This is a genomic window from Akkermansiaceae bacterium (assembly GCA_024233115.1).
GTDB lineage: Bacteria > Verrucomicrobiota > Verrucomicrobiia > Verrucomicrobiales > Akkermansiaceae > Oceaniferula.
In genome coordinates this window covers 45,482-64,403 of record JACKQB010000005.1, presented here as the reverse complement: position 1 = coordinate 64,403, position 18,922 = coordinate 45,482, and the positions used below count along the sequence as shown (strand labels likewise).

At 58.2% G+C, this 18,922-nt stretch carries 12 protein-coding genes; 6 read left to right on the top strand and 6 right to left on the bottom strand.

Annotation, left to right across the window (positions count from 1 at the left end):
• Nucleotides 1-108: 108 nt before the first annotated feature.
• The 4 genes from H7A51_14155 (at nucleotide 109) to H7A51_14140 (ending at nucleotide 3,886) form a co-directional block, all read left to right on the top strand.
• On the top strand, nucleotides 109-453 hold the full coding sequence (locus H7A51_14155; protein ID MCP5537361.1) for a helix-turn-helix transcriptional regulator: 345 nt from the start codon (nucleotides 109-111) through the stop codon (nucleotides 451-453).
• A complete protein-coding gene (locus H7A51_14150; protein ID MCP5537360.1) occupies nucleotides 450-1,445 on the top strand; it encodes an ArsJ-associated glyceraldehyde-3-phosphate dehydrogenase in 996 nt (331 codons plus the stop codon). The genes H7A51_14155 and H7A51_14150 overlap by 4 nt, the downstream gene beginning before the upstream one ends.
• Nucleotides 1,446-1,480: 35 nt before the next feature.
• Complete coding sequence (gene arsJ / locus H7A51_14145) at nucleotides 1,481-2,671, top strand: organoarsenical effux MFS transporter ArsJ (GenBank protein MCP5537359.1); 1,191 nt, start codon at nucleotides 1,481-1,483, stop codon at nucleotides 2,669-2,671.
• Nucleotides 2,672-2,875: 204 nt separating this feature from the next.
• Nucleotides 2,876-3,886 carry a hypothetical protein gene (locus H7A51_14140; protein MCP5537358.1) on the top strand — a complete coding sequence of 337 codons (1,011 nt, stop codon included), beginning with the start codon at nucleotides 2,876-2,878 and terminating at the stop codon, nucleotides 3,884-3,886.
• Nucleotides 3,887-3,944: 58 nt separating this feature from the next.
• On the opposite strand, the gene H7A51_14135 is transcribed toward H7A51_14140, so the two are convergent.
• Complete coding sequence (locus H7A51_14135) at nucleotides 3,945-7,439, bottom strand: sulfatase-like hydrolase/transferase (protein ID MCP5537357.1); 3,495 nt, start codon at nucleotides 7,437-7,439, stop codon at nucleotides 3,945-3,947.
• Between the two features lie 75 nt (nucleotides 7,440-7,514).
• Nucleotides 7,515-8,273 (bottom strand): PEP-CTERM sorting domain-containing protein, encoded by a 759-nt coding sequence (locus H7A51_14130; protein MCP5537356.1) that lies wholly within the window; start codon nucleotides 8,271-8,273, stop codon nucleotides 7,515-7,517.
• A 148-nt stretch (nucleotides 8,274-8,421) separates the two neighbouring features.
• Here H7A51_14130 and H7A51_14125 point away from each other — a divergent pair, with 148 nt between their 5' ends.
• On the top strand, nucleotides 8,422-10,392 hold the full coding sequence (locus tag H7A51_14125; GenBank protein MCP5537355.1) for a hypothetical protein: 1,971 nt from the start codon (nucleotides 8,422-8,424) through the stop codon (nucleotides 10,390-10,392).
• Between the two features lie 6 nt (nucleotides 10,393-10,398).
• Nucleotides 10,399-11,046, top strand: coding sequence for a response regulator transcription factor (locus H7A51_14120; protein MCP5537354.1), 648 nt, complete (start codon nucleotides 10,399-10,401; stop codon nucleotides 11,044-11,046).
• A gap of 51 nt (nucleotides 11,047-11,097) precedes the next feature.
• Here H7A51_14120 and H7A51_14115 read toward each other — a convergent pair whose 3' ends face one another.
• The 4 genes from H7A51_14115 to H7A51_14100 form a co-directional block, all read right to left on the bottom strand.
• On the bottom strand, nucleotides 11,098-11,736 hold the full coding sequence (locus H7A51_14115; GenBank protein ID MCP5537353.1) for an RluA family pseudouridine synthase: 639 nt from the start codon (nucleotides 11,734-11,736) through the stop codon (nucleotides 11,098-11,100).
• Nucleotides 11,737-11,822: 86 nt separating this feature from the next.
• Complete coding sequence (locus H7A51_14110; protein MCP5537352.1) at nucleotides 11,823-14,192, bottom strand: glycoside hydrolase; 2,370 nt, start codon at nucleotides 14,190-14,192, stop codon at nucleotides 11,823-11,825.
• 14 nt (nucleotides 14,193-14,206) lie between these two features.
• A complete protein-coding gene (locus H7A51_14105) occupies nucleotides 14,207-16,018 on the bottom strand; it encodes a hypothetical protein (protein MCP5537351.1) in 1,812 nt (603 codons plus the stop codon).
• A gap of 41 nt (nucleotides 16,019-16,059) precedes the next feature.
• Nucleotides 16,060-18,876: a hypothetical protein gene (locus H7A51_14100; GenBank protein ID MCP5537350.1), complete on the bottom strand. Its 2,817-nt coding sequence runs from the start codon at nucleotides 18,874-18,876 to the stop codon at nucleotides 16,060-16,062.
• Nucleotides 18,877-18,922: the final 46 nt, after the last annotated feature.

The window sequence follows — 18,922 nt, the reverse complement described above, 5'->3', positions numbered from 1 at the left end:
AGGTCCCATTGTGGCTGTGGCGTGCTGAGGCTTGCCTCCACATCATGCATGAAATAGGCACTGAACTTTGTCTTGACGACCTGGATCGTTTTCTATATTTCCATAACCATGGAACTTAACGAAGCGACCACCGCGTTGGCAGCGCTTGCCCAGTCGTCACGGCTTGAGGTATTCAGACGACTGGTTAAAGCGGGGGATGAAGGCCTCTGTGCCGGTGAGATCTCCCTGGAACTGGATATCCCCAAACCCACGCTCTCCTTTCATCTCAAGGAACTCAGCCACGCTGGCTTGATCACGTCGGAACGCAACGGTCGGTCCATTTTTTACCGGCTCAACGTGACGGGAATGAAACAATTGATGGATTTCCTTATGGATGACTGCTGCCAGGGTCGCCCCGAGCTCTGCAATATCCCGTCGGGCTCCCGCAACGAATTACCCACCAACTTATTATGAACATCGCCATTAACGGATTCGGCCGCATGGGCCGACTCGGCTTCCGCGCCGGCTGGGATCACCCAGGCTACACCATCACCAAAATCAATGAACTCCGTGGAGGCCCGGCAACGGCCGCCCATTTGCTGGAGTACGACACCGTGCACGGTCGCTGGGACCGCAGCATCAGCCACGACGATAACAGCCTGTCCATCGATGGGAAACGGGTCGAGTTTTCAGATGCCGCATCACCCGCCGGGATGGATCTCACCGATGTGGACATCGTCATCGACTCCACCGGCGCCTTCCGCACCCCGGAACTGCTCCAGCCTTACTTTGATGCAGGGGTGAAGAAGGTCATTGTCGCCGCACCCGTTAAAAAGGACGCTCTGAACGTCGTGATGGGCTGTAACGATGACTTCTACGACCCGGAAGTCCACCACCTGCTGACGGCGGCGTCCTGCACCACCAACTGCCTCGCGCCGGTGGTCAAGGTGATGCATGAAAAGCTCGGTATCAAACACGGCATGATCACCACCATGCACGACCTCACCAATACCCAGACCATCGTCGATGCCCCGCACAAGGATCTGCGCCGCGCCCGCTCCTGCATCAACTCCCTGATCCCCACCACCACCGGCTCCGCCACCGCCATCACCATGATCTACCCCGAGCTGAAGGGCAAACTGGATGGTGTTGCCGTGCGGGTGCCGCTGCTCAACGCATCTCTAACGGATTGTGTGTTCGAGTTGGAAAAAAGCACCACCGTCGAGGAGGTCAACGGCCTGCTGAAGCAAGCGGCAGAGGGGGAATTGAAGGGAATTCTCGGCTACGAGGAAAAACCGCTGGTGTCGGCGGACTACACCAACGACCCGCGCTCCGGCATCGTCGACGCCCCGAGCACCATGGTGACCAACGGCACCCAGGTTAAGCTGTTAGTGTGGTATGACAACGAATGGGGTTACGCCAACCGCATGATGGAGCTGGCCGCCAAGGTGGCTCACTCGCTATAGGTCTTATAAGTCCTATATGACTTATTCCAGTTCCAATGAACATCAAAAACTACGCCATTGTCACCGCCTCCTACTGGGGGTTTACGCTCACCGACGGGGCATTGCGCATGCTGGTGCTGCTGCACTTCCATGCGCTGGGCTTCTCCCCGGTCACCCTGGCATTCCTTTTCCTGCTTTATGAATTCTGCGGCGTCCTCACCAACTTGTTAGGCGGCTGGATTGGCTCGAGAGTCGGCTTGAAATTCACCCTCTACGCGGGGCTGGCGTTGCAGGTGGTCTCACTGGTGATGCTGTCGCTGCTGAACCCGGAGTGGACGATCGCGCTGTCGGTTAGTTACGTGATGGCATCGCAGGCGCTCTCTGGAATCGCCAAGGACCTGACCAAGATGAGTTCGAAGAGCGCGGTGAAATTGCTCGTCAATGAGAGCGAGGGAGCGCTTTTCAAATGGGTCGCTATCCTCACAGGCTCCAAGAATGCGCTGAAGGGAGTAGGATTTTTGTTAGGCGGCCTGTTGCTGACCTGGCTTGGTTTTGTCTATTCGCTCTGGCTGATGGCGGGTGCCCTTGGTGCGGTGCTACTGGCGGCTCTGTTGTTCCTCAAACAAGACATGGGGAAAAGCAAAGCGAAGGTGAAGTTCACGCAGTTGTTTTCCAAGAGTCGGGAGATCAACTGGCTGTCGGCGGCCCGGTTTTTCCTGTTTGCCTCACGTGATGTCTGGTTTGTGGTGGCGTTGCCCGTTTTCCTCAAATCGGGACTGGGCTGGAGCTTTAACCAGGTCGGCTCGTTTATGGCGGCCTGGGTGATCGGCTACGGCATGGTACAGGCGGGCGCACCCAAATTTGTCCGTAAAAAAGACCCCCGCAAGGCGGCGGGCCTGTGGGTGGCCATCCTGACCATTGTAACCGCCGCACTCGCCCTAGCGATGCAGGTGGAATTCCACCCCGTCGCCACCTTACTCACCGGGCTTACTGTGTTTGGCATCGTGTTTGCGATCAACTCCTCGGTGCACTCGTACCTGATCCTGGCATTCACCGACGACGACCAGGTCGCGCTCAACGTCGGGTTTTACTACATGGCCAATGCCTGGGGCCGACTCGTCGGCACCTTGCTCTCCGGGGTGATGTTCCTCGTCGGCGGACTCAGCGCCTGCCTGTGGACCAGTGCCGCGATGCTGCTGGCTGCGGTGCTCTTCACCCTGCCGCTTAAAGCCACGGCCAAACCCTGACCCGCCACTGTAACCGGGATGCCACTTGATGGGCCTCTCGATCCAGGCGTTAGATGGTGGCCAGCATTTTCCAGAATGTTTCGTCCTTGCTGAAATTAGCTTGAAATATCGACTGTTTTGGGCTCTAACGGAACCGTGTCTCAGAGTCAAGGAATCACGTGGTGGGGCCGGTCAGCGGCGGTCTGGTTTTTCATTTGTGGGTTTATGTTTTCCGCATCGGTGCAGGCGGTGGAGTGGCACACGTTTACCGATACCAAAGGAAGGCAACTGGTCGCACAGGTGGTAGCGGTCTACGGGGAGACAGCGGAGGTGAAGCTGAAACGCAACTTCTCGACCGTAACGCTCCGATTCTCCCAATTATGCGAGGCCGACCGGGTCTACCTGAAAAACTGGAACGAGGGTAAACGGGAGCCCGGCGAGGAAGAGGACTCCGGGGAGGCGGATACAGCCGTTGACAAATTCCACCCACGCAGCAAGTCGGATATCAAGGCCACGATGAAAAAAATCTCATCCCGCAAGGCGCCGGCCGGGATTGACAAGGCCCAGCAGGACGCCGTCAACGAGCTTAATATTTACCGCTATCTCTGCGGAGTCGACTACGATGTCGTCGCTGACGCCGATTGTATCAAGTGGGCGCAGGAAGCCGCGGAGATCTGTCACAAGAATCGCAAGATCAAACATGACCAGGGTGCCCACACCGACAAGTGCAACCTGTCCGCCGGCCTGCCGACTGTCGCGGGTACGGTCAAGCAGTATATCACGGATGCCGGAGCCAACAACCGTGTCGCACGCGGTCACCGGATGTGGTGCCTGCACCCGGGTATGGGGAAGACGGGATTTGGAAAAAAAGACAAGTACAGCGCCATGTATGTGTATGATGGCTTCGGCCGCAAGAAACCCAGCAGCGGCTGGTCCTACCCCGGGAAGGGGTTTTTTCCCGTGGACCGATTACACAAGGAGTCGTGGACCTATTTCCACACTGAAAAACTGCCAAAGGACCTGGAGGTTGAGGTTTACAAGCTCAGCAATGCGCCCGACAAGCCGTATTCAAAAAACGATGAGATCCCCGGCAATCAACTACCCACGGAATTCATCAAAGTGCTCGGTGCCCGAGTCAATTTTGAACCTAAGAAAGACACCGTCGGTCGTGGCATCTACTGGGTAAGGATCAAGGGCGAGGGGTTCCAAACCGGTTATCTGGTGGACTTGTATTAGCCCCTGCTCTGAAGAATCCTGAGGACAAACTCCTCCACACTCCGGCGAGCCGTCCGGCCTACGGGTTCAGTTTGGCGCGCACGAAATATCGTGTTTTGAGGGTCATGTCCACGCTCAGCTCGAAGGTCCATCGTGCCGTCTGCGCATCGATCACCTCGACCGTGGGTAGGACGGCATTGAGGTCATTCCAGTTAGGCGACAGATCCTCGTTCGACTGAAGAAACAGATCCGGCTCCCGGTTCCGGGGGATGACGAACTCGAATGAGAAGGTGGTGTTTTCGCCTGCACCTTGCGTGGCTGAACTTGTGTGATTCAAGCTCGAATCATCGACCAAGGGATTGGACCCGAACAACCATTCCCATGCATTGTTCCAGGCGTCACCATCGGGATTATCCTCGGCTCCATCCTGACCGGCGGGAAAAGAAATGCCGTCCGCCCACTCGGCGTAGGTAAACGGAGCCACGGTAACGGTCATTGCGTCAAACACCTTGACCTCCCCATCATCGGCCTCGAGCCAGAGCTGATGCGTGCCCGGCAGGCTGAAACTTGCTGTCGTGGATTGCGCATTGATGTCGCCAAACGCGGGGCTCGCGGGGCCTGCATACAAACTCCATGCTGTGGTCAATGAACCCGATGCAGGTAAACCATCATCAGTGGCGGAGCCCACCAGATTGGCACCGTCGGTGTAGGCGACGCTTTGGTCGGCACCAGCGGCAACCACCGGCGCAACATTCAGGGTGATGTCCGGAGTTCTTGGCCCCGACGCCAGATCGGTAATCTCACCCGCCGTGAGTGCTTTGTCATAAAACAGGTAATGCGCCACCATGCCAGCAAACGGGTTATGGGTTCCGCTGAGCAGCATGTTTCCCCCGAGGTGACTCTGACTGCTTGTTTCAACCACGCTGCTGTCAGTGATCGTCCCGAGGCCGGACCCACTGACGCCGGCCCAGTCTGTGACACTGGCGATCGCCTTGGTATCGACCAGCGCGCCATCGATGTAGAGTTTGATCTGGTCGTTTGCCAAATCGATCACGCCCACGCAATGCACGAAGCCATCCTGTGCCGAGGCGGGCGAGAGCGTGCCTTCCGCAATGGCACCGCTGGCTTGGGCGTCGACCACAAAGCGGAGCTGGTTCCCGTCGAGGACAAAGGAGGCTCCGGTATTGCCGCCGGTTTCCCAAAGCACCTGCTGGGTGGCTGTGGGAAGGCTTGCGGGCTTGAACCAGAATTCGAAGCTGGCGTTGCCGAGGCTGTAGGCATCGTAGTCCGCCGAAACACCACCGGAGGGAATGGCACCGCCGCTGAATGTCCATGCGGCGTCGATGAAGTCGAGTTGCGGCGCCGGGTCTGCCGTTGTGCGTGTCACGTTTGCGGCGAGCGCCCAGTCCCGCGTTCCGGGCGACTGCACATTTTCCCAAACAGAATCACCGTCGGTGTCCTCCGTCGCATCGTGCGCCAGAAGCGGAGCATACTTGAAGGCGCCCGGAGTGACTGCCCCCGATGCTCCTACGGTTGCGGTGAAATCAACGGTGTCAAAGCCACCTGCGCCGGGGTGGTTGGCTTGGAATCGCAGCCGGTATGTGCCCTCCATTCCAAAACTGACCCCGGTCCTTGGCGCGGTCGGGTCGGTGAAGGTGACGGCACCCGGACCGGACACCTTGAGCCATTGGAATGTCGAGCCTGCGGGGTTCTGCGAGGCACCCACCAGCACACTGCCTTCCACCAGGAGCTTGACCGATGCGTTCTGCGTGACGACGGAATCGACTTTCGGCCACTCCAGTGATGTTTCCACGGCAGCCGCGGCATCATCGTCGACTTCAAACGCAAACAGCTCGCGCACCTGGAGAATGTCATCCGTGGTCAGACGGAAGGTCGCACCGGAATGCGCGGTGTCCGCATCCTGGGACGCGGCCAATGTCACCGTCTGAGGGGTGTTCCAATTTCCTGTGGTGAACGTCAGGCTGGCACCCGAGGCAACGGAGAGGTCAGCGTCTCCGCTGAAATGCGACACCGTGACCACGACCGTCTTGCCGGGATTGGCGGAAAGCTGGACATCGAGTGTCGCCGTGCCGCCCTCGGCGACCTGCACATCGTTTGCGGAGAGCAGCACCTCGTAGTTGGTAAAGATTCCGCGCGGGCTGGTTTCGGCACTGATGGATGCGGCGATGCTTGCCTTTTCCGCATTCATATCGTTCATCACCGCGGTCTGGGAGCCCGCGAGATCCGTCTGCTCCTGAACATCGCTGGCCAGGTTATACAGCTTGCCGTCTCTCAATTTCCAATCTCCCTTGATCACCGCTTCCAAATTCCCGTCGCCATCGAAGAGCGCGTATGCGGAACGCGGTGACGTCCATCCTGGCTCGGCCTCCCAGTGGCCGGAAATGTCCACACCATCGATCGTGCGATCGCCAGGCACGGTGCCTCCCGCCATGGTCACGCACGTGGGTAATAAATCGACCAGACCCGCCACCTGGTTAGAGACGGTGTTGGCGGCGATTTTACCCGGCCAGCGGACCAAAAACGGCACGCGGCAGCCCCCTTCCCAGGTCGTGAACTTGCCATCCTGCAGAGGATAGGCAGAGCCGACGGAGCGGTCCGTGAGATTGATGTTGGATAGCCTGAGCCACGGCCCGTTGTCCGAGGTGAAAATGACCACGGTGTTGTCGGCAATGGCAAGGTCGTCCAGTTTGCCGAGGATGCGGCCGACACTGTGGTCGACTTCCTTGACCACATCGTAGTATTGGCTCACGCCGCTGGAGCCGAGGAACTTCGGCCAGACCGTGCCATCCGCGTTGGTGAATTCCCGGTCGGACGGCCAGCAGGGAATATGCGTCATGCTGTGCGCAAAATAGAGGAAGAAAGGTTTGTCATTCGCGGTGCTGCGCTGGATGAAGTCCAGCGCGGCTTCCGTATAGCGCCAGGTGATTTGCGCCTGCTCGGTAGCCGAGCTAAAGTTGGCAACCTCGACCGTCTCGTTGCGGATGAGGTGGAAATCGCTCATGTCGTTACTGTGCGGAGTGCCGAAGAACTCGCTGAAGCCATGGCGCAATGGCATCATTTGCCACGGGCTGTGTTTGTTAGGATTGTAGCCAAGGTGCCATTTGCCAACCATACCCGTGGCGTAACCCTGCTGCCGCAGTAACTCGGGCAGGGTCACTTCCGTGGTGTTCAAGCCGTTGTTATAGGTGGGGAAAAAAACCGCGTTGATACTGATCCGTCGGTCATAGCGCCCGGTCAGCAGACTGCCCCGTGAGGGCGAACACTTCGGCGAGGAGTAAAACCGCGTCATCCGCAAGCCCTGCGTGGCGATGGAATCGATCGAGGGCGTGAGCAGCCGGGCCTGGTTGGGAGCCGGGATATCCGGATCGGTGTAGTTCGGCTGCGGTGTGGGTCCGGAGCTGGGGTAATAATTGCTCTGGTTGGGATAGGTCTGCGCGCCGATGTCGTTATACCCCAGGTCATCCATGAAGATGACAATGACGTTGGGCTGTGCATTCACAGGGCAGACTAACAGTGGCCATAGGGCCATCAGACACGGCAGCATTTTTTTCATGATTTTCCTTCCTTGCAAAAAAAACCGGCGGACGGACCAATGCCCGCCCGCCGGTTGATCATTAAGAATATTGTTTTACTTACGGCGACGGAAGATCAGCGCAAGTCCACCCAGGCCAAGAAGAGCGGTGCTCGATGGCTCGGGGACCGCCGTGTAGTTGGCGGACACGTCGTAAAGGTGGAAGTTGCCACCCAAGTTGGTGGTTCCGGTGGTATCCCAGTAATACAGGCGGGCTTCCGCGGAAGTGACGCCACTTGGAAGATCAAGGGCACCGGCTGAAACCGTGACCACGTTTCCCGTTCCAGAAGTGCCGGAAGCCTGGGTCTGTAGCGTGCCAATCAAATCAGCAGTTGTCCATGAGGCATCCGTGCTGTAGGCAAACTGGAAGTTGTTGGGCGACTGTGACCCATTGCGCCAGAGGTTGGCACTGAGCGAGGTCCAGTCGAAGGCACCAGCCGAAGCCAGTGAAATGGACAGGTAGGAGCCGTTGGTGAAGGCCGCGGCGGCGGTGGTTGAAACGGGCAAGATGGTGCCGTTGCCTTGGCGTATGTTCCACTCCTCGCCTGCTTGGTAGGTTCCGGCTGAGTTTCCGGTGTTCCATAGCTGGCCATTGGTGGCCACGGTCAAGGTGACGGTTCCGTCATTGTCCGTTACCGGGCTAGGAATGGTAGCACTATTTGCCAAACCCGAGTTATCACCCCATTCGAGGCCGAGGCCAGTTGTGGGCGTTTCAACATTGGAGAGGCGACCTTGGATGTTGATCGTAGCTGCGGATGCGGTCCCGGCGGCGAGCGCAAGGCCGGCGAAACCGGTTATGATAGATGCGTTTTTCATGATGTTTTTGTGTGTGAATCCTTCGAAAGGACCCTCATAGTAGTCATCGAAACCATTTTGTAAACACGGTCAATCGACCGTGTTTACCCGAATTCAATTCGTGCTTTTTTCCAGAATGGAATGGTGCAAACTACGGCTGTTTGACCTCATGGATACTCGCGCCGCACTGAGCCATCGCCGCATCTGCCCCGGATTCACCCTGTGGCTGGCTATGCTGGTGTCCGGGCTGACGGTCGGCTGGCAAGGGATCGCTGTGGCAAAGGACCTCAGCAGTGCCAACTCGATCCAGCAGGATATTGATGCGCTGAAATCCGAGGTGAAAACATTACCGGAGCTCCAGCTCACCCCCACCCCGTGGACCCTGGGCTACCGGTCGGCATTCGGTAAACCCCGCGATCACCCGTTACAGATCGACCTCAAGTTCGTAGCTCCAGCAAGCATCGACCTGCTTGCCCTGCTGCCGACAAGCTATACCTCGGACACCGGTGAGGTCGCCGCGTTTGGCTTCCCTGTGCGTTTTACCATCGAGCGAATACGCGCTGACGGATCGAGCGAAACCATTGTGGACTACAGCCAGCAGGATTACACGGTGACCGGTATCGAACCGCAGCTTTTCCATCTCGCAGAACCTGTTCTGGCGGACGGGATACGCCTAACCGTATTGCGCCACGCAGAAAACCCGACATGGTGGGACACCCGATACGTCACCACCCTTAGCGAGATATTCGTCTTTTCAGGTGCCAGGAACGTCGCCCTGGGCTCCAAGGTCACGACGTCTTCGAGCAATCCTTTTGGGTATGTATGGCACCCTGACTGCCTGGTGGATGGCTTTTCCCTTTTCTCACCCATCAAACAGAACCTCCAGAACCCGTTTGATAATTTCTATCACATGGCCGACTCACTCGCGATCCTTATTGATCTGGGAGAGCAACGCACCATCGATGAACTAAGAATCTGGCCGGTGGTCCATTCAGCCCAGCATAATTTCCCTCTCTCGAGCGGCATCGGATTTCCCACCCGGATCAGGTTGGAGCAACTTGACACCCCTCGGTCGGCCAAGGGAAAGCTGATCTACGAAACCGGAAACAATTTCCCAAAACCGGCATCGAGCCCGCTCATGCTCCGCTTGGCCAATGCCGAAGGGCGCTACTTTCGGCTGAGCGTCCAGAATCCCGTCCTCGACTTCCGCATCGAAAACCGGGCACGGATCGCCCTGAGCGAGATTGAGTTCCTGGCGGATGGCGTCACGCTACCGGCTAGATTTGCCATCCGCAACAAGCGCACAAGAGTGGGGCTGACCAGACTCAGCGATGGTCTCACCACCGAAGGCACCATCATCCCGCTGCGCGAATGGGCCGAAGCGCTCACCCACCGGGCGGCACTGGACAGGAGGCTGGCGATCCTGCAGCAAGACCTGGTATTCGCCCAGCGGCAGGAGCGTGAACGATTGCAGTTCTTCATTGTCATCGCGATCATCATCATCATCACATTGGTGATCCTGGTCTGGCTCATCAAGCTGCTTGCAGACCGTCGCTGGAGCCGCGTCCGGGACCGTATTGCCCGTGATCTCCATGATGAAATAGGGGCCAACGCGAGCAGTCTGGTGCACATGACGGAACTGATCCAGGAAACCATCCAGCAACCGACCGACCTGCAAAACCAGATGTTCGAAGACACCCTCCACACCGCACGGGTAACATCGAGGGAAACCCGGAACTTCGTGCGCTTTCTGGAATCCGACAAAGCCAGCTTCGAGGTCGAACCCCAGATCCGGAAAGTAGCCCAACAGATACTCGGGGGCATCCAGTACAACTGCACCCTGGAAGTCGGCAAACTTGCCAAACAGCTGAGTGCTGCCGAACAATGGGACCTCCTGATGTTTGTCAAAGAAGCACTCAACAACATCGCCAAACACGCCGAAGCCAGCCACGTTGACATCCTCACCCGCCGGCACGCCGGACGCATCGAGATACACATCGACGACAACGGCAAGGGCATGCCCCAAGGCTCACCACCTCCGCACCATCTGGAAATACGCGCAGAACGCCTGAAAGGTGAACTCAACGTCGAGTCCGATCCCGAAACCGGCACCCGTGTGCTGCTCAAACTCAAGAAATAAACCACCATGACCCAGACTATCAGAGTATTGATCATCGAAGACAACCGCCCCTACGCAAAGTCCTTGCAAAGGATGCTGGAGGTTTCCGAGCAGATGGAATGCACTGCCATCTACACCAGCGCGGAAGATTATCTCGACAAGCTGGCAAACAACACCGCTGCGGACGGCGATGTTATCCTGCTCGACCTCAACCTGCCTGGTAAAAGCGGCCTGGAATTGGTCCCCGTGTTGCGGAAGGAAATGCCGAGGAGCGATATCCTGGTGCTCACCCAGAACGATGACTACCACACGACCATCGAAGCCATCCGGCTGGGGGTCTCCGGTTATTTACTCAAGGACGCATCGATCGCATCCATCCGCGAAGCAATCGTTGAAGTCCACGAAGGGTGCAGCCTGATCGACCCGCAACTCTCGCGGATCGTCCTGAAGGCACTCAGCGGCAATACCGATCTTGACGAGGAAAACCTCCTAACCAGTCGCGAGCAGCAGGTCTTGGAATTCCTCGCCATGGGATATGTCAAAAAGGAAGTCGCCGACCGCATGGAAGTCAGTTACCGGACGATCTCGCAATACACGGAAAGCATCTATAAAAAGCTACGGGTCGCCAACGTCGCCGCCGCCGTCGCCGCCGCAATCCGGAAGGGTTTGATCTGATGACCTGCCAGCCCCAGCCGCCGCCACCGCTGCAACAGCCTACAGCTCAGGCTAAAATGCCGGCGCACTCTGGAACGTCATCACTTCCCCGGTCACAGGGTGGCTGAATGACAACTCGCAGGCGTGCAGCTTCATCTGGCCGGGACCTGTGCCGTTTCCGTAAAACGGGTCGCCGACAATCGGGATACCGAGACCTTTTTCATGCGACGCGTGCAGCCGTAGCTGGTGCGTTCTGCCGGTGACCGGGATGAACTCAACACGGGTATAACCACCCTCGATGCCGAGGTTTTTCCAGTGCGTGATCCCCATTTTCCCGTGTACCTCATCGTAGATCTGGATCGGGCGGTTGTCGATGTCCAGGCGGAACGGCAGCTCGATGGTGCCCTCCTTTCCCTCAAACACCCCGTCTAACAACGCCTGGTAACGTTTTTGGGTCAAGCGGTCTTGAAACTGGATGGACAGATGCCGGTGCGCCTCCACGGTGCGCGCCACCACCATCAGTCCCGAGGTATCCATGTCCAGCCGGTGTACCTCCGGGCTTTCCTTGCAGTCGGGAAACATCGCCCGGACGCGGTTGGTCACACTGTCCTTGACGTCACGACCCGGCACCGAGAGCATGCCGCTCACTTTGTTGACAACCACGAAGTGGGGGTCGGTGTGAATGATTTCCAGAAGTGGTTCGGAGTCCATAAGCGGCTGCCAAGCACTGAAGACGACGGGCTTGTGTGTCAAGCCCTACAAGACTGACCTTTGACAACGCAACGGCAGTTTCCCGCTTAACCAACCCAGGGGTGAACCTGGAGCGGTGAACATACTTCCGAGGCCCAGTCGGCCAGTTTATCCAGATCTTGCGTTTTAAAACTGCGTAGGGCATAACGGAAGCTTACCCGTCCGGGTTGTGATGCCGCGAAGTTGGTGTTCCAGTAATTGTTCATCGGCCAGGCCAGCAGCAGCGGGTTTTTATCGCGCGGGTTCTGTTGGATGTCCCGGCCAAAGTTGAAGTCGCCAAATTGGACCAACGGTGCGTCCGGGGTAAACAGCGCCACCCCGTGGCGGTCATCACAGATGGCGGCAAAGCGGTCGGATGTCACCCACCCCCGCGAACAGCCTTGCAACTGATCCCGGTCCAGTTCGATCTTTTCGCCGGCGGTGTCAAAATACCCGCGCCAGCCTGCATCGAGACTCAAGGGCATGGCAAAATAGATCGCTTCCGGCGTGCGGGTGTCCGATTTTACAAGCTCAACCTCGATGTCGATACGGGCTGTGTGACTGTGCAGTGTGATGCGTTGTTCCAAAAATTCCGTACCGCGTGCGCGCAGGGACTGCACGAAGGTGACGCTGGCGGCATCGCCTTCCGTCCGGTGCTCCAGGACACGCTCGGGGGTTTCGCGGAGCACTTTCCAGTCGGGCCTCCAGCACGATTTCAAGTTTCGCTCAGCCTCTAGATCGCGTTGGTAATACGCTTCATGGCGTTCGTCGTAGCGGGGGTCGGGGCGCTCGTGCACGTACTCGAAAAATCCAAGCTGCGGATGCTCTGCGAGCAGGTTCCATCCGCTTTGCTTGTCGATGAAACCGAGAATACGCCCGGTGCTGGCATGGTAATCGAGCCGGTGCCATGGCGACTCGATAAACTCGACCGCCTCGCTGCGCTCCTCGTTCAGGATCGTTGCCGGTCTGGTACCGGCCTCCGAGTCCTCGTGGGTTCCGGTTGTTACAGGGGTGGCCGGGACAAAGGGTTGCAAATCCGTTAGAGTCAGTCGTTTCCACTCGCCGGGCGAAAGCCTGATCGGTCCGAAGCGGGGGGCCGACTGGAAATCGACATAGCGCGCGTCATAGCCAAACCTCTCGCAACGCAGCCTCTTGCGGTCCTCCCGCCATGACGCGGGGATAGCCACCGGTCCGTCGAATGGCACTGATGACGGGTTGTAAACCAGCACCCCTTCAACGGGTCCCCTGCTCTGGGCGGCGTTTTCGGCGAGGGATTCCAGCGCATCAAACAGCAGAAAGGATGCGCGCTCAATGGCCTGGCTGGCGTGATGCTGCTTCAGCAACAACTGCGACCGCACATGCGCGCTATCGAGCATAATCGACCGGTCGGATCCCCAGGTATGCTCGGAGTAGCGCAGGATGGCGTCCACGGCATCCTCCCTCATACGCGATAGTCCAGGATTCCCGTATCCCTTGTCCCTGAGCTGGTCGGCGATGGCCAATTGCTCCACCGCCTGTTTTTGCAGCGCTGTGTCCGCCGCCGTCGAGCCACAACCAAAATTCCAATAATCGGTCCAGTCACCACGCCGCACTTCGATCTCATTTTCCGGTAGGCTTGCCAACCGGTCCAGCACATCCGTCGGGGTGGCGTAGCGGATACGAGGCTGTCCGCCGGATTCATTCCACCGCCGTATCAGCTGTGCCAACTCCGGGTTGGGTGGTGAATTGTCCCAGGCCTGCGGCGAGTTGGTTGCCGAGATCCAGACGAAGGGGCAGGTGTAGTTTTTCTCCGTTAGAAAATCGACCAGGTTCTCAATGCCGAGCTTGAACCGACTGTCGTCATTTTCACTCACGTGGGCGAACTGGTCAAACATGCTGTAGTGCAGACCATTAAAAACCGGCAGGGTCCGGCCCGTCGGTGACTCCCAGTGAAAGACACCCGGACGCGGCATCGGCGAGCCGCCGCAATGGGCGTTGATGCCCATGAACAAGGCCTCTATTCCGGCATCTAGCAGCTGCCCGGTCATCGGCCAGGGCAAACCATTGACGTCATGTTGGAGCGCAGTGCGCGGCACAACACCAAGCCTGTCTCTCAATACCTCCAAGGGCTTCAACAACTCAGCCAGCGTGTCGCGGCCCAACAGCGGCGTCATCCCGAATGGCAGCGCACACACATCAATGCGTCCATCCGCGTAGTGTTTGCGGAACCGTTCCATTTCCGTCTCAGCCGCCTGTTTCAGCCAGTCTAACACCGGCCATGTCACCTCGCAGGTCCATTTGGGCGCCGAGTGCGCTGGCCAATCGGCGGTGTCATCAAGCTGATCCAGGGCTTGCTGGATAAACTCGACGTGCAGGCGCTCCACCACCGGCTGACTATGGGTGTAGCCGAGGTCGAGGTGGCTGTGGTGAATGACTAGAATTTCTTCGATGGGTTTCATGATATGGGTGATCGTTATTCCTCAGGCAGTTTTTTCAGCCAGGTAAAATAGAGGCCGACCGCGGAAAGGGTGAAAATGGAGAAAGTGATGGCGGCCTCGACATACCATTTACCTATCAGATAAACGGGGGTCATGTAGAGGCTGTAGATGGCGATGCAGCCGATGACGATATTCAGCATGGCCCGACCAACGGGAAGGGGGGCGTTCATCGGCAAAGCGGAAGCCTCGGCACGTTTTCGCACCTGGCCCCATAGGCCGAAGGGTCTGACGCGGCGGTAGAACTCGTCGATGTGACGCGACTCGACGGGTCGGGTCAACAGCGACACCACGATGCATGTCACCAGCGACACCGCGAGGATTCCGTAGGTGAACATACTGTCGGGCACCCCGTGTACGGCGGACCCGGCGGGCGCAAAATTTTTATACAGCAATACAAACGCCGGAAGCAAACCCGACACACTACCCGCGGCGAACCCCCAGCCATTCATGCGTGCCCAATACCAGCGCATCGCCAGGGGGATCACATAACACGCGAGAAGCCCCCCTAACATCCACGTCCAGATCGCGTTGAGCGAACTGTTTTCGGCAAAGAAATACCCGCAGAACATGCAACACCCGATCAGGACGGCGGATGCCAGGTAAGACACCAGCATGGCCCGGCCTGTGTTTTCCTCATCCCTGCAAAACAAGGGTTGCCAAATGTCGCGGACCATCATCGAGGCGGTTGCGTTTACCTCCGAGCTAAAGGTGCTCATGAACGCGGCGGCCAGGGTGGCGATGACAAGCCCCTTCATTCCGGGAACCAGCAAACCCGATTTCACAAACAGGGGATAGACGCTGTCCGGGTCCGCCAGGGCCGACTCCCGGAACACCGTGAACCCGAGGAATGCCAGGCCGGCGATCACGATCCAACGCGGCACCGCGAGAACCGACCACAGCCCGGCCTGCCACGCGGCCTGCTTTGCGTTTTTCGCCGCCAGGTAACGCTGCTCCCCGTAGCGGCCTCCCGCGCCACCGAAACAGCCGATCAGCCCCACCACCGACCACGCCAGGGCGGCGCCGCCAAAATCTTTCCAGCCCGAGTAATTCGCCGATCCCTCGAATGTGCCGAGCGACGGACTCGCATCATATGCGAGCGATTTCCAGTAGGCCGTTGTCACCGCCGTTTCGCCCGCCCCACTGGCCACCGCCTGATGCACCTCCTGCGCGGAATAATGCATCATGCAAATGACCCCGATGACCACGGAGACGACGACTAACAAAACATTCTGGACAAAATCCGTGATGATCACCCCGCGAAATCCTCCGAACATCACATAGATGCCGGTCACGCCGACAATGAGCAACGCGCTCGGGTGGCCCGGAAAACCAAAGATGACCGCAAATTTGTGGATCACCACGTAGGCCATACACAGTTGTGCGATGCTGAAGACGGTGATCATGATGGCAAAACCCGTCCTCGCCGCCTTGGCTCCGGTGTCGTTTCCAAAGCGCACCACATTCAGCTCGGCCGCCGTCATCACCCCGGTGCGGCGAATCCAGATGGCGGTGAATGACATCAGAATGACCGACGCCGGCATCCACCAGATCATCGTTGTCCACCACGATTTCATACCGAGCACCATCAGCATGGAAATCATCCACACGGTGCCGTCGACCGAGTAATTCGTCGCCGAACCGGAACAGGCGAGCATCCACCACTTTTGTTTGTTGTCCCCCAGGAAATACGAACTCAGACCACTGGAGGATTGACGGGCAAACCATAACCCGGCACCCAGGGTGATGACAAAGTAGGAAACGAGAACGATGATATCGGCGGCGGCCATTGATTTGTTTTTCTTGTTTTGTTAGTTTTGTTCACCACAGGTCACTTCTGCTCCCTTAGTTCCAGCGCCTCCCCAGCGGTCGTCTCAAAGCTCAGGGTGTCGCCTTTCAGAACCTCCTTCCTTGTAGGGCCCACGAGCACCACATTTTTCCCCGGCCATGGGTTGACCACGGTGCAGGTGCGGCCTCGTTCGGAGGTGATTTTCACATACTGCACCCGACTGTTTTTCAGTTCACTCGAAACAAGAAACGCGCCCCAGCAACGGATTTGGTGGAACCGGGCGTCCTTGTCTTTCGGCCAGACGGGAAACACACGGATCACCGACTCCTTGCGCGTGTCGCCGCCCACCGGCACGTGCGACATGCAGAGCATTTCGTTGAGCGTGTTAGGGACGGTGGACAGGTTTTCAATCCCGTGCGGGTTGCCGGCCTGGAAGCCGTTAGGATAGGTGTGCGCCGAATACCTGCGTAGTTGCCCGAGGATGACCTCCGGGTCATACCCCACCCTGACTGCGGCGGGAAAGAAGCTGTTGGAGCCGTTGCCATCGAGCCACCGCCCCATGACATCGATGGTATTGTGCGCCACCTTCAACCACTTGGCGTCGCTATCGAGGCCGATGCAGTTGGCCGGGTAGATCTGCTGAATCCCCAGGGTGTTGTTAGGCCACCATGCCGTTCCCTTTTCGGTATAGCGAAACACCGTTTTCCCTTTCATCTCCTGGGTGCTCCAACCACTGAGGTGGGTGAGGATGTGTTGCCATTTCTTTTTTTTGTCCAGGTCAACCCTGAGGGCGGCACTCATGTCGAGCGCCAGGTCCAGGGAGTTACGGACCATGCCCAGCGAAAGGATCGGGTTCAAATCCTGTCCCGAACCCTCATGAACGGCGTCACCGACAATCACGTAGCGTCCCTTTTCCTCCACCAGATAGTCCTCCCAGAACAATGCCACGTCGCGAACCAGGGGATACACTTTTTTGGCATACTCCAGGTCATAGGAGCACCGCCAACGTTGCGCGATGTTCACCAGCGAGTAGGCTGCGTTCGAGCGTTGTTGGAAAAACAAACCTCCCAGCTCTGCGTTCGCGCCCGTAACATGAGAGGACCTGCCGTTGGTGGTCTCGATTCCGCACGGACCGATCCCCACGGGAAACAACACCCCGCGCGTCTTGGTGACGTTTTTGGCATACCACGCACCGCGTTTTATAAACTCTAACATCGGCGTGTCCTGCGGATCACCCTGCTCCAGTCGGTTCGCCGAATACATGGCGTAAAACGGGGCGAAATGGTTGTAGTTCAAATGGTAGTCGCCATGCCAGGACGGCTCGTCCGTAGTGTCCCAGCCAAAGATCGCCGCTGGAAACCTCAGGTTGCGACTACACGCGCCGATGCCATACAGACTCCGATAATATGCCAGCTCAAGCTCGGGGTCGCCGATCTTGATCCAGGAGCGCTGCCAGTAGGCCGACCACCAATCGCGGTGGGCCCGGGCCATCGCAGCCAGATCCGCCTGTTGCAATTCCCTGGCAGCCTTGACCACGCGGCTCTGGTAGTCGGCGGCGTCAAACACACTGTCCATCGCCAGCACGACGTCAACTGGCTTACCGGGAACTAACATAAAACTCGCACCCGCCGCCAGGTCGCTGCCGCCGGTCTTGCTGGCGGCCACTTTTCCATCGACATAGACGACCATGTCGGAGCCGTTCCAGACCGCCGCGACATGGAGCCACTTTTTCAAAGGCAGGGGCTTGGTTTCCACATAGCGACCCTGCACGGAAAAACGCAGCTTGCCTGCCGACAGGCCAAGGCTCACCCCCTTGTTCCACTCGCCGCAGCTCACGATGTAATTCGCCTCATCGTTTACCTGGTCGATGGAGATCCACGAGGCGATGCTGACGACGTCCGCCGGCAGCTCAATCACCCCGGCATCGACCCGACTCGTCTTTCCACCGGCAAACAGCAGGGCTTTTCCCGCCTTGCCCTCGACGGTTTTGACTCCGTGCGAGTTCGGCAGCGGCTTTTCAAAATCCCAGTGGTGCCGAGGTTTTCCGGCATAGGTGCCATCCCTCACCTTGGTGATATCAGCTGCTGTCAAGGCGCCAGGATAGATCGCCAACTCATCTAACACCCCCTGAAAACTCCAGCGTCCCCCCTGTGCCTGCTCACGCCCTATCTCCACATGAAACGGCTTTGTCTGGGTGGATACCGGCTTTGCTTTCGCCTTACCCTCCTTCACCTCCGCCCCCAGTACCTTCACCGCCACGGCGGCTCCCGACGGGATGTCAACCACCGTCGAGGGAAACGACCGGGCAGCCACTAACAGGCCGTCGCGATAGCCGGCGGTCGATACCGATCCCCTGCCCTGCTTCACCTTCAGAACGGGGTTCACCTCGACTTCGCCGCCCTGTGCTTCGAGTCGGATCCACAGTAAATTCCGGTCGGCAAGCACTCGACTGCTCTGCGTCACCGTTACCGCACCGCGTTTGAACGTCGCTTCCGCCCGTGGATCGTCCAGCGGCATCTCCACCCGGTAGCCGGCGCCCTTGAGCGCGGGGATATCCAGAACCAGCTCGCCGAAGGTCACCGGGCTCGAGTTTCCATAACCGTGCTGGAGTCGCCACATGTCGTTTTTCCCCAGATGAAATCGCTGTGCCTCCGGTGCCCCCCCGATCGCCACCTTCATATCACCATTGCCTAACAAGGGCCCGTCCACGGAATGCGTGGCGGGTGTCCGTGCGGGGACTTTGGAAAACTCCAGCCTGGTATCCGGCAAAAACTCCCCGCCGACAACCGCGCCCGACCCCAGCACGGGCAAGACACAACAACACAACAGGCCACACAATCGCAACGATGGGTAATTCATGCTCGAAGAATACCCAAAACAGCCCGCACCGAAACTGCTAAACTTT